The 12,665-nt window shown below is 58.0% G+C and carries 10 protein-coding genes; 3 read left to right on the forward strand and 7 right to left on the reverse strand.

The window, feature by feature from the left end; all coding sequences use genetic code 11:
• Window positions 1-38: 38 nt before the first annotated feature.
• From PV407_RS27740 to PV407_RS27750, 3 genes are all read right to left on the reverse strand, one after another.
• On the reverse strand, window positions 39-1,331 hold the full coding sequence (locus PV407_RS27740) for a sialidase family protein (protein ID WP_332093251.1): 1,293 nt from the start codon (window positions 1,329-1,331) through the stop codon (window positions 39-41).
• A gap of 40 nt (window positions 1,332-1,371) precedes the next feature.
• The gene (locus PV407_RS27745) at window positions 1,372-2,955 is read right to left on the reverse strand and encodes an extracellular solute-binding protein (RefSeq protein WP_332093252.1); all 1,584 of its coding nucleotides are present in this window, start codon (window positions 2,953-2,955) and stop codon (window positions 1,372-1,374) included.
• Between the two features lie 316 nt (window positions 2,956-3,271).
• Window positions 3,272-5,584, reverse strand: coding sequence for a helix-turn-helix domain-containing protein (locus PV407_RS27750; RefSeq protein WP_332093253.1), 2,313 nt, complete (start codon window positions 5,582-5,584; stop codon window positions 3,272-3,274).
• 163 nt (window positions 5,585-5,747) lie between these two features.
• Between PV407_RS27750 and PV407_RS27755 the strand changes: the two genes are divergently transcribed.
• A complete protein-coding gene (locus tag PV407_RS27755) occupies window positions 5,748-5,951 on the forward strand; it encodes a hypothetical protein (protein ID WP_332093254.1) in 204 nt (67 codons plus the stop codon).
• 83 nt (window positions 5,952-6,034) lie between these two features.
• Here PV407_RS27755 and PV407_RS27760 read toward each other — a convergent pair whose 3' ends face one another.
• The 3 genes from PV407_RS27760 to PV407_RS27770 all read right to left on the reverse strand — a co-directional run bounded on the left by PV407_RS27760 (window position 6,035) and on the right by PV407_RS27770 (window position 8,819).
• Window positions 6,035-6,511 (reverse strand): NUDIX hydrolase, encoded by a 477-nt coding sequence (locus PV407_RS27760; protein WP_442951719.1) that lies wholly within the window; start codon window positions 6,509-6,511, stop codon window positions 6,035-6,037.
• 167 nt (window positions 6,512-6,678) lie between these two features.
• A complete protein-coding gene (locus tag PV407_RS27765; RefSeq protein WP_332093255.1) occupies window positions 6,679-8,139 on the reverse strand; it encodes a HAMP domain-containing sensor histidine kinase in 1,461 nt (486 codons plus the stop codon).
• On the reverse strand, window positions 8,136-8,819 hold the full coding sequence (locus tag PV407_RS27770) for a response regulator transcription factor (protein WP_332093256.1): 684 nt from the start codon (window positions 8,817-8,819) through the stop codon (window positions 8,136-8,138). Before PV407_RS27770 ends, PV407_RS27765 begins: the two co-directional genes overlap by 4 nt.
• Before the next feature lie 157 nt (window positions 8,820-8,976).
• Between PV407_RS27770 and PV407_RS27775 the strand changes: the two genes are divergently transcribed.
• Both PV407_RS27775 and PV407_RS27780 read left to right on the forward strand, forming a co-directional pair.
• Entirely contained in the window at window positions 8,977-9,702 is a 726-nt protein-coding gene (locus PV407_RS27775) for a YceI family protein (protein ID WP_332093257.1), read from the forward strand.
• Between the two features lie 147 nt (window positions 9,703-9,849).
• Window positions 9,850-11,157 (forward strand): aminotransferase class I/II-fold pyridoxal phosphate-dependent enzyme, encoded by a 1,308-nt coding sequence (locus tag PV407_RS27780; protein WP_332093258.1) that lies wholly within the window; start codon window positions 9,850-9,852, stop codon window positions 11,155-11,157.
• A gap of 186 nt (window positions 11,158-11,343) precedes the next feature.
• Here the strand turns inward: PV407_RS27780 and PV407_RS27785 are convergent, their stop codons facing one another.
• Window positions 11,344-12,582 (reverse strand): S-layer homology domain-containing protein, encoded by a 1,239-nt coding sequence (locus PV407_RS27785; RefSeq protein ID WP_332093259.1) that lies wholly within the window; start codon window positions 12,580-12,582, stop codon window positions 11,344-11,346.
• Window positions 12,583-12,665 lie beyond the last annotated feature (83 nt).

The raw sequence follows: 12,665 nt of genomic DNA on the forward strand, positions 1-12,665 counted from the left end.
ACGGAACATTGTTCTCGTATATAAGCGCAGAAAACCGTTCAATACGCCAAATCCCGAAAATCGCGAATGCGATGAAACGTTATCAAATTGCCGTTGTGCGCGCTCGACGCTCTTTCGTCCCCGGAGCGGCTCAGCACGAGCAAATCGTCCCCGTCGATCGCCATGCTCGCGTAATGCCGCGACTGCTTGGGCGACGCTCCCGCGCAGACAAGGCCGGCGAAGCACCAATCCACGCAGTTTTTGGAAAAATGCAATTGCAGCCGGTGCCGCTCGTTGTTCGGCAAATCGTATCGTTCCTTCGGCAGCCGATCCGGCCGCGTCATGCTGTCCGTCGACTGCGACGAAAGCAGCCAATACAGCTTCGTTACGTCGTCGTACACGATATGGAACTTCATCTGCCCGCCGGGACACGGCACGAACGCAACCCGTTTGCCGGACGGAACCGTCTCCAGCATCGTCGTCATGCGGCCTTCTTCATCCTCGACCACCTTGGCGACGGCGGCGAATCCCGTTCCTCCCGTATGCGCTCTCATCCACAGATGGAACGTGCGGCCGTGCGGATCGTACCAGACGTGGTCGGGGTCGACGAACTGCACGACGTTCGTCTCGAGCCAGCCGACCGGGGCGCAATTGATCTGGCCGCGCTTGTGATCCTGCATCTCCGTAAAGAACGGAACGCCGAAATAGTCGAGGTTGGCGGACGGGATCGCCTCGCGGGCGGTCAGCGGCGTGGCGTAAGCCCAGCTGTCCGGCTTCAGCAGATCGGCGTCTTCCCGCGCGCGCATCAGGATCGGTTCCATCAGGCTGACCGGCCAGAAATGGGCCTGATCGCCGTCCCGGATATTTTCCATCACCAAATAAATGCTGCCCTTTGCGTAATGCACGTTGCAGGGCGCTTGATGCCAATCGCCGCTCGACGTCAGCTTGACCGGCTCCGTCCACGTCTCTCCCCCGTCGTCGGAACGCATGATCATGATGTCGACGCAATGGCCGATCACGTAAACCGAATCGCCGGCCAAAAACGGACGCGCGTGCATAAACGGAAACGTTGCGCTGTGCCGCCACGTCTTGCCGCCGTCGTCCGACACGTACACTCTTCCTTGCGTGATATAGCCGTGACGCGAGCCTTTCGGCCCGTCCAGCTGGGGAACGCCCTTCCCGCCCAAGTCGATCGTGGCGAGCAGGCGGCCGCCCGGCAATACGGCGATGCCCGGGCTGAATCCGTAAATTTGGTCCGGATTCGGGGATTCGAATAAAGTTACGTACGAATCGGCAAGCGGCTTGACTTTGAAAGAGCCGCCGTTCTCCGTTCGCACCGTCGTGTTCGTCATTTGCTCTCACCTGCACCGATATATTGTTGGCGGAACCAACCTAATTTCCGTAAAATCGATCGTAAGACTCCTGCCGAATTTTCATCAGCTCCGCAAGCCCCATCCGGTTCAACTCGGCCACGTAATCGTCCCATTCTTCCTCGACTCCGCCTTGGACGATCCATTTCGCCTCCATCTGCCGGACGAACTTGTTGATATCCGCACCGAGGATGCTGACCCGTTTGTTCTGCTCGGGAGTCAGGTACAAGCTCGGATACGTCTCTTCTTCCTTGGCGATATACGGCTTGTAGACTTGGTAAAACCTTTCCCGCAACTGGTCGGTTTCATGGGGAATCACCTTGTCCATCCATTCCTTGGAAATCATCAGCGGAAGCGCCGTCGACGGCGTCACGCTGCCGATCCAATAGACGAGATCGGTCCCCGGCGGCGGATACAGCACTTCGATTTTGCCGTCGTCCCGCTCCTTCAGATGAGTCCCGAACGGCCCCTGCTGAAACTGCAGCACCGACTTCGGCTCGTTCATCTCGTCCACGAGACGGATCGTCGCTTCCGGATGCTTGTTCGCGGAAGTAATCGAGAAAAAGTTCGGGATGATCCGGTTGTCCTGCCTTCTCCACACCCGGTCGCCGTTCGGCCCCCGGAGCGGCGGCATCGGCTCGTAATGCTTCAGCCTTTCCAAATCCAGCTCGAACGTGCCGTTAAACGAAGCCAGCACGCCGACGATCGGCACGTCGTTTTTCGTCTTGGACAGAAGCTGCTTCGTGTCCTGCGTAAACGTCTCCCGGTCGATCAGCCCTTCGCCGTACAACCGGTGCAAATACCGGATCGCTTCCTTATACCGCGGTTCGGTCGCTTCGAATTTCACCTTGCCGTCCTTGACGTACAAATTGGTGACCGCATCGATGACGCCGAATGCGCCGAACAATTCGTAGTAGCCGTTCGTCGTCGCGTTGTAGCGGAACGTGGACGGAATTTCGTCCGGCAGTCCGTTCCCGTTCGGATCGTTCTCCTTAAACGCTTTCAATACCCGGTAAAAATCTTCCGTCGTCTCCGGCATCTTCAGCTGCAGCGCATCGAGCCATGTCCGGTTAATGAGATACGTGTTGCGGTATTCGAAAAATTGTTGTTCCTTGAACCACGGCAGCGAATAAATATGTCCGTCCGGCGCCGTAGCCGTTCTTCGAACCTGCGGATGCTCGGCGAGAATGCGGCTGATGTTCGGCGCATAACGTTCGATCAGCCCTTCGAGCGGAATGAGCGTGCCCTGCGAGCCGTACTTGATGACGTCCTGGGAGCTGAGTCCGACAAAAAACGCGTCGGGCAGCTCGCCGCCGGCCAGCATCAGATTGATTCGGTCTTTGAACCCCTCTACCGGTATCGGATTCCAATCGATGCGGATGTTCGTACGTTCCTCCAGCTGCCTGACGGTCGCCATTTTATCGAGATCGTTGAAGTAAGGCTGCTTGACCATCGGAATCCGCAACGAAATGGGCTTGTCGACGACAGGCAGGCCGGTCGGGCGGAACGTGTCCGCTTCCTTGCCGCCGCCGTCCGGATGCGCGCCCGGTTCGGCTTTGCAGCCGGCAAGCCAAACGAGAGCCGCAACCGCTACGATTTTTTTCATGAACCGTTATCCTCCCCGACTGCTGGATGTTGAACGATCGGCTGCCGCGAAACCGCTTCATCCGCCGGATGCCGCTTCATCGGATGACCGTTCTCGCCCGCACGGGCAGTCGAACGGGAATGGCGTCCCCCCTTTCGAGCAACACCTTAATGCAAAAAAGGGGATGCGTAAATAACCGATTTATGCGGTCCGTTCACCGGAACTTACATCGGGCGCTGACGGTTTTTGACCCGATTTGCCGTTTTTTACATCGCGCCGCAAAAGGCGCGGGAGCCGCTGCGGCAGCGCCGATCGGCAACGGGGACGCGGGCGTCGGTCAGACGTTTTTTTGGTGAAGGGAACGGAATTCCCCCGGCGTCATGCCTTCGATTTCCTTGAATTTGCGAATAAAGCCGGGAACGCTGCCGAAGCCGATTTGGCCTACGACGTGCTGCATGCTGTCCGTTCCTTCCAGCAGCAGCCGCTTCGCTTTTTCCATGCGCACGGAATTGACGTACTGCATAATCGTCTGGCCGGTCTGATCTTTGAAGTAGCGGCTCAAATACGATGGGGACATGCTCAAGTCGTCCGCCAGCGCCTGCACGGAAAACTGAGAGGATGCGTAATGACGCTCAATGTAATCGACGATTTGATCCCGCAGCCGGAAATTCGCGCTTTCCTTCTGCCCGCGAACAATCGAACAAATGTCGGCGCTGATCGTCCGGACCAGCTCGACCAATTCGTCGACCGTCTCGAACTCCGTCAACGACAGCACGTCCGGGTACCGCTTGTGCCGGTCGTCCGGCCGTATGTTCATGTCGTACATAATCGAGAAAATGACGTTGATCAGATCGAAGCAGATGCATTTGGCCGTAAAGAGCGGGACGCCGTCGCCTTTGATCGTGGCGATGATCGCGTCCAGCTGCGTCTCGATTTGCTCCGTATCGCCCTGGACCATGTACAGCTTCAGCCGGTTCCGGTCGCCCGACGGATAGCCGCTCTGCGGAACGTCCGCGCGGGCGACGGCTTCGCCGAAAAATATAATTTCGCCGTGACCTTTGATAAGCCGGTAATCGACCGCGCCGGTCGCCTCGATGTACGATTTGCCGATCTCGTCCGCTCCGGCGTACGGGTTGCCCACGCCGATCGTGGCGTTCAGCCCCCTCGTCCGGGCCACATGAAGGCGAAGATGCGCCAGCTTCTCGCCGAGCGCGCGCTCGTCGGCATTGTCGACTCCGATAATGAAGACGAGCTTGCTGCCGTCCAGGCTGTCCAGCCCGTAGCCCTCGAACCGCGAAGGCGTCTGCCGGGCGCCCGTTTCCGGGCTTGCGTGCCCGACGGCGAGCAGCCGCTCGATGTCCTCCACGACCGAAGCGCCGGTCGAGCCGCGCAAGTCGTCTTTTCTCGAGAATGCGAAAATGGCGACCCGGAACAGACGCTTCGTAAACCGAAGGTCGGCCGCTTCCCCTTTGTCGTTGAACGACCGGATATCGGAAAACTGCCCTTTGAGCAGTCCCGACATCAAATACGATTTCAGCGCCGGCTTGCTGCTGTCGAGCTTGCGATGCAGTTCGTCGTTGCTTTCCGACATGTAGCGGAAAGCGGAACGGATCGACTCCAGCTCGTCCGCATGGCGCGGCGCCCGGTCCAGCATGCTTTCCGCGAGCTGCTTCAGCCTGCGGATCGGCGAATAGTTCAGCGACATGACGCCGAAGATGGCGGCGGTTCCGAGGAGCAGAACAAGGATTAGGCTGTAGGCCGTCCTCGTTTTGACGAGCTCCACGCTTTTCATGACCGTGCTTTTGTTGACGAGCGATATATACGTCCAGCCGGTCGCAGCCGATTTCACGTACCCGGCGAAATATTCCTCCCCGTCGAACAGAACCGTTCCCGACCCGCTTTCTCCCTGCGCTCGGACCGTATCGAGCAACCTTCCGAGCGACGGGGACGAAACGGGGGCAAGCGACGTGATCGGCTCGTCCCGCTCGTTCAGGATGATCGCGTTGCCGCCGTAATCGCCGAACGTCGTCACGATCATATCGTTGATCGTTTTCGCCCGAATTTGAAACAGCACCGTGCCGTAAGGGGACGTTTCGCGATACGGGATCGGCACGATATACGTTATAAACGGTTCCGGATTGGGCGCCGATACGATTTCCGCCGGTCGGAGCAGCGGCGTTTCCAGCTTGTTGATGTCGCGGTAAAAATCGGCCGAGCTCCAGCTTTCGTAACGGAAAATTTTATCGGGATACGTTTGCGCGGCATATACGCTGTAGGGCGAGTACAAATAGCTCCTCCCGCGGAAATACAGCAGCATATCGTGAATGAACGAGTTGGCGCTCGCGTAGTTGCGCAGCTCGGCGCTCGCGTTCATTTCGTTGAACGCGTTTTTCGTCGCGGTGTACGGCGAAAGCTGCGGATTCGCGGCGATATGGACGGCGATGTTGCCGAGCTCGTTCATTTTCGTATCGATCGTATCTTTGACTTGGGAAAGAACGGTCAAATTGCTCCGGATCACTTCGTCCTTCATCAGCTTGATGAAGTAGCTATAGGCTACGAATCCGATCACCAGCACCGGGAGCATCAGCATGACGATATAAGATCCGATGTACTGATAAAACAGTCTGGAATTCGGTCTGAATTTGCCCATTGCCGTTCTCCTTCTGCGATACAAGAGGTGAAAACGTTTACACAAAACCTGCGGCAGCCCGCATAAGATGTCGAAGCGCGGTAAATTTGTATTCGCAATGTATGGATAAACTTTACAAATTTGTTGTATAATGAACGCATACGAGGAAGGAGGAACGCATACCATGACGCCTTTTGCCGCCAAGCTGATCGTTCTCGCCGTCGCCGCCGTCGCGTTTTATGTCATGAAGCTGATGTTCAAGGGTACGCTGAAAGGCGAAGCGGGCGCTTCCAACATTTTGTTCGTCACGATGACCCCGCTCATCGCCGCAGGGTGCCTGTTCGTCTTTTTCTTTTTATTCAAGGCCGTATACTATATGTTCGTCTGACGGAAAGAGCATCCGTTCGAGGCCGGGCCCGGCTTGGGCCGAATCCGGCTCGCGCCGCCCCGTCCGGAGCGCCGCGCCGCCGCTTATTTATGTCCCCGGCCCGTGATCAAATGCGCCGTCGCCGGAGTATCCTGCTCCAGAAGCGGATATATTCCTTCCGGGTATACCGGCTTGCGGCGCAGCTGCGACAGCGTCCGCCAGACGAGCTTGACCGACGTATGCTCCTTGTGCCACAGCGGCTCGGGAATGTCGTTCGTCACCTTCAGCTCGCACCGATGAATGAGCGTCACCTGATGATGCTCTTTGCCGTAATATTGAAAAAAATGCTCGTTGACGACGAGCAGGGGGCCGACGACCACTTCCAGGTCGTATTCCTCCATAAATTCCCGCACGATCGCTTCCGCCGCCGTTTCCCCGTACTCGACCGTGCCGCCGGCGAAGCGGTAAAACGATTCGTCGTCGTCGCACTGCACGAGCACTTGGCGTTCCGTTCCTTGCCGGGGATCGCCCTCGCCAAAATCGCGAATCATGACTCCGGCCGCTCTCAATTTCGGATTCATACGTCCCCCTTTCCGCCTCGTTTCGTCGGACATGCTTCCCTTGCCCGCGGCGGCATCATAATGATACAACGTTCATTTATTGTAACCGAATCCGGTGCAAAAAGAAAATCGGTCTTTGCTTTCCGCGCAATCGTCTTGTATGTTTGTATTGACGCATTCGAACCGTTCTATACATCCTTATGGCGTTCGCCCGCCTGCGATGAATCCCCTTCGAAGCGATTGCGTTGCCGATTTGCGCCGGACGCCTCGTACGTCGGCAAACGGAGCGCGAATGCGCTGCCTGCGTCCGAGCTGTGCAGCAGCAGCAGATCGCCGTTTTGGGCCTGCGCCAGCATCCGGCTGAACGTCAGCCCGAGACCGAGACCGCGATACCGCTGCCGTTTCGTTTCCCCGCGAAAAAACCGCTCGAACACGAAACGCCGATCCCGCTCGTCAATGCCGTGGCCGTTGTCGATTACGGCGATTTCGGCGTATCCGGCTTCCTCGCGCAGCGCGACCGTGATGCGGAGCGGCCGTTCGTCCGTCCGCGCCTGCTTCGAGTTGTTCAGCAAATTGACGACGATTTGCTGAATGCGCAGCGCGTCGCCGACGACGACAAGCTCCGGTAGATTCGCCTCCAGCCGCGCCTCGGGCTCCCCTTCCTCCTGCAGCATGTTCCATTGATGAACGATTTCCGATACGAGAGCGACCGCGTTCAGCCGGTCCCGCCGCACCTGGACGAACCCGGCGGCGAGCGCGTTATAGTCGAGCAGATCGGAGACCATCGTTTGCAGCCGGTCGGTTTCCTGGATCGCGATATCGAGAAACTCGTCCGCCTCCTTGTCCGCGACGACGCCTTCCCGTACCGCGTGCACGAGGCCTTTGACCGACGTTACCGGCGTTTTCAGCTCGTGCGTGACGCCCGCGAGCATGAGCGTCCGCCATTCCTCCAGCTGCTTCAACCGGCTCGACATGTCCTTGAACGAGGCGACCAGCTCGCCGATTTCCCGCTCGCGCCAGCCTTCCTCCAGCCGGACGTCGTACGAGCCCCGGCTCACCTGCCGGGCCGCTTCGGCGACCTGCCGGATCGGCCGCGACAGCTTGCGGGACAGCAAATAGATCGTCAGCCAGCCGAGCAAGGCGAGACCGATCAACAATACCGACAGCAGCCGGTACTCGTTCGGAATGTAAGTCAGCGCCTTTTTCGATTGAATGAGCGTCACGTGTCCGATCACCGTTCCCGACTTATCGACGACGTTAGCCGAAACGGTTACGAAATCCGGGTCCGCCGATTCCGACAAATCGTCGCTCAGCCGTTCCCTTGCCTCCTGCGGGGAAAGGGTGCGGTCGACGTACAGCATTCTCCCGTCGGCGGCGGAAATCGTCACGCACAATTCCTCGCTCAATTTGAAAAACCGTTTCCGCTTCTCGATCAAGTCGTCCAAATAAGGCGGAAGGACCGGAGCGTTTCCGTCGCTCGCCACCCGGTCGGCGATTTCCTGGGCCAAAAGTCCGGTCATCTGCATCCGGTTGTCCATCGTCGCCTGGCGCACCCAGACGACCGCGACGGAAGCGACCAGCAGCAGGCCGACGCACAGGATCAACACGTAGCGGAACGTCCAGTACGACAAGATCGAAGTCGATTTCATTCGCCTACCCAAAATTGATACCCCGTTCCCCGCAGCGTGCGAATTTCCCCTTCGGCGGTCGGCCAGTGGGAAAGTGCTTGCCGCAATCGTTTGATCGACAAATCGACGGCCCGGTCGCTTCCGTCGTAATCGATGCCCCATATTTGCTCGATCAGCTGCTCGCGCGTAAACGTCCGGTTCGGATATTCGGCCAGAAAAAGCAGCACGGACATATCGCGCGGGCTGAGCGGCAGCTCCGCTCCGTTCAGGCAGACGCGGCGCGCGGCGAAATCGACGGAGAGGCTGCCGAACATCCGCACCTCCCGCCCTTCGAGCCAGCGAACCGGCCGGCGCAGCACCGCGTTCACGCGCGCGACCACTTCCTCGGGCACGAACGGTTTGGCCATATAATCGTCGGCCCCCCGATTGAGCCCGTCCAGCATATCGTGAATGTCCCCTTTCGCCGTCAGCATAATGATCGGACAGCTGCTTTTCTCGCGAATGCGCCGCAGCACCTCCCAGCCGTCGACGACCGGCATCATGACGTCGAGCAGCACAAGCTCCGGCGCGGCGGCGTCGAACAGCCGCATCGCCTCTTCCCCGTCCGCGGCCCGCTCGACCGCGAAGCCGGCCCGCTTCAAATACGCGGCCAATACGCGAGCAATCGCTTCTTCGTCTTCCACCAGAAGAATCGTTCGCACTCGTCTCTTCCTTTCCCGATCAAGATTATTGTACAACAGCTTGTCCGGCTTTCGTCAATCGGGACGCTTTCCGGCGTGTCGACTTATTCCCGACATATTGAATTGGTACACTTGGAATGGCACGAAACCAAACCTAAGGCGATGGAGGGAATCGATAATGGGAAATAAACAGAGAAAACCGAAAAAGACCGTACTGTTCGCATCGGGATTGGCTTTTGTTCTACTCGCGGGCGGCTATGCGGCGTACGACTATTATGCGGGCAACCATGTGGAAATCGAGCGGGTCATCCCGGCCGGCGGACAAGCTTCGTCGGGACAAGCCTCGTCCGGCGGCGCGGCCGCCGTATCCGCGCAAAGCTTGAACGGTACGTGGAAGGTGGCGGCATCGTCGAAAGCGTACTTTTCCGTCACGACCTCGAAAGAAACGGTCAACTTTGTTTCGGATCAAGTTGCCGGACAATGGGACTTGAACGCCGCCGACCCGGCCCAATCGAAAGGGCAAGGAGAGGTCCCGATCGCCTCGATCAGCTCCGGCAACGGCCAACGGGACGGCCATATAAAAGGAAAAGATTATTTGCAGGCGGACGCTTTTCCGAAAGCGACGTTCCAGGTTTCGTCGTTCGAAGGGCTGCCGAAGGAATGGAAGGAAGGCGCGGCCGTTCCGTTCAAAATGAAAGGCAAGCTGAACGTGAAGGGTATCGACAAGGAAGTTACTTTCGAGTCCAACGCGCTCTACGAGCAAGGACAATTGAAGCTATCGGGGACGACCGTCGTGACGTTCGGCGATTTCGGCATGAAAAATCCGCATACCGTCGTGCTCGAAGCGGAAAATAACGTCACCGTCCGGCTGGAGCTCGTGCTGAGCAAGCAAGCGAACGGATAAGCCGGCTTCGGCGCGCCGGCCCGGCGCTTGCGGACGGATGCATCGGATGCGGCGACAACGTGAATTCGACGGGTGACTCGCCTTTGCCGAAATGGTATAATAAGGCGACCTGCGAAACATAACACGGTTTGGAAGGATGGACCAAAAGTGAACGAACTGGTGAAGCAACTGAATGCGACCATCGAACAGGAAAATCGTCACGTCTTCTCGATGCTGTCCAAGCTGGGCCAAGCGATTTACTTTCCGAAGGAAGGCATTTTGAGCCAATCCGCCGAAGCGAAGGCGAAAGCGAAAACGTTCAACGCCACCATCGGCACCGCGCTGGAGCAAGGCAAGCCGATGTATTTGAGGGCGATTCAGGATACGCTTGCGGCGTACGACCCGAACGACATTTACCCGTATGCGCCGCCGGAAGGCAAGCCGGCTCTGCGCAAAGCGTGGCGCGACAAAATGCTCGCCGAAAACCCTTCGATGCAAGGGAAAACATACAGCAATCCGATCGTCACGAACGCGCTCACCCACGGTCTCAGCATCGTCGCCGACTTGTTCGCGGACGAAGGGGACCCTGTCGTTTTCCCGGACAAAAACTGGGAAAATTACGAACTGTGCTTCGGCATCCGCCGCGGCGCGGAAATCGTCCATTTCCCGCTGTACGACGACAGAGGCCGGTTCAATTCGGCCGGACTGCGCGATGCCGTGCTGGCGCAAAAGGATAAAGGCAAAGCGATCGTCATTTTGAACTTCCCGAACAACCCGACCGGCTATACGCCGGACGCCGCGGAAGGCCGGGAAATCGTCGACGCGCTCGTCGCCGGCGCCGAAGCGGGCATCAACATCGTCGCCGTCACCGACGACGCGTACTTCAGCCTCTTCTTCGAAGATTCGCTGCACGAGTCGCTGTTCGGCCAGCTCGCCGGCGTTCACCCGCGCATCCTGCCGGTCAAAGTCGACGGAGCGACGAAGGAGGAATTCGTCTGGGGCTTCCGCGTCGGCTTCATCACGTACGCTTCGCCGAGCGAGCCGCTGCTCGCCGCGCTGGAGCAGAAGACGACCGGCATTATCCGCGCCACCATCTCGAGCGGACCGCATCCGTCGCAGACGTTCGTGCTGCGCGCCCTGCAATCGCCGGATTTCGAGGCGCAGCGGCTGGAGAAGTTCCACATTATGAAAGCCCGCGCCAACCGGACGAAGCAGCTGCTCGACAGCGGCAAATTCGATTCGGCCTGGACGTATTACCCGTTCAACTCGGGCTACTTCATGTGCCTGAAGCTGAAGACGGTCGACGCCGAGACGCTGCGCGTCCACCTGCTCGACCAATACGGCGTAGGCACGATCGCGCTCGGACCTACCGATTTGCGCGTCGCCTTCTCCTGCATCGAGGTGGAGCAGCTCGAGGAGCTGTTCGAGACGATTTACCGCGGCGTTCAAGATTTGGAGAAAGTCGGGGCGAAGTAATTCGCCTTGCGGGTATCACTGCGACGGCCGGATTGGCGACCATCCGCTATTTATCGAAAAAGGCCGTTTTTGCGATAAATTATGAGGTGGAAAGGTTCGCTAGTTTCAGCGAGTCGATGCTTCAATAAGAAAAAGCCGGGAAGCGGAACGGAACCCCGTTCGCCTCCCGGCTTTTTGCTTTCGCGATTAATTCCAGATGTATTTGATTTTGGTTACGGTAGTACCGGTGCCGCTCAATTCAACCTTTAACCCGTTGGCGAAAATGACGGACGAATTCGGGTTTTCGAATACCACATTCGCGCTCACGTCAAGCGGTCGAATGTTGATCGTATCGCCGTTCAGCGCCAAATTCATTTTCGTCAACTTGCCGTCCGTATTTTTTTCGAAGCTGTATACCGTTCCCGAATACGTGAACGCGTTGTTCTGGGTAGTGCCGACGGCCTCGACGACGCGGCCTACATTGTTAACCAATCGGATCCGCACCGTATCCCCGACTTGAATGCCGCTGGGCGCCACTTGCTGCTCCGAGTGTCCGTCATTGCGGAAAACCATGACGGACTGATCGAGCGCTACGGTTTTAACGCCGCTTGTTGTCGATATCGTCAGCGTATAACCGTTGTTGGCGGTTGCCGTTACCTTCCCTTTGACGACGTTATTTTCTTCGCCCGGCAATTGGTCGCTGACGCGATCGAGCAGCGCGGCGAGTTGGGCGCGCGTTACCGGCTCGTTCGGACGGAACGTGTTGTCGTCGAAGCCGTCGATCAGGTTGTGATCGAGCGCGACCTTCACGTAGCCTACCGCGCCTGCCGGAATTTGCTGCGCGTCCTTGAACGGCAGCGTCGCGTTCATGTTCGCTTTCACTTCGGCGTCGTATTGTCTCGTCGATTTGACGAGCAGCATCGTCGCCCACAGACGGTCGGCCGGCTTATCCGGCTGCACCGAGCTTTCCGTTTCGATAAACAGATCGTTTTTCAATGCGACGGACACGTACCCTACCGCCCAATCCGGAATTTTATCCGCGTCCTTGAAGTTGAGCTGCGCGTTCATCTCCTGCTGCGCCTGCGCTTCCAGCCCCATGTTCCGTACGGCCGCCACGATCGCCTGGATGCGGGTTACTTTTTCCCGCGGCCGGAACGTGCCGTCCTCGAACCCTTGGAACACGTTTTTGCCGGACAGGCTGGCGATATATTTGACCGCCCATTCGACGTCCGCGCCTTTCAGATCGCTGAAGCCTACGAAAATGTTGATGTCGCCTTTGTTTTCAAACTTCGGCCCGTTGCCGTTGTTCCAGCTTTGCGAGCTGCGTTTGTCGTCGTTTTTGTCGTTGCCTTTTCCTTTGCCGTCGGCAAGCGCCGTACCGGCTCCCCCTGCGAGCATAGCCAGCGTCAAAGTCGTCAATACCGTCGTTTTAAACACTTTTTTCATCCTGCTCAACTCTCCCCGATAATCGTTTTTTTATTTATGTAAGCGATTTCAAGCGGTCATTTGAACTTAAATGCCGGCTGCAG

Origin of the sequence: Paenibacillus sp. GYB003, assembly GCF_036577625.1 — a bacterium.
In the GTDB taxonomy this organism is placed as follows: domain Bacteria; phylum Bacillota; class Bacilli; order Paenibacillales; family NBRC-103111; genus Paenibacillus_AB.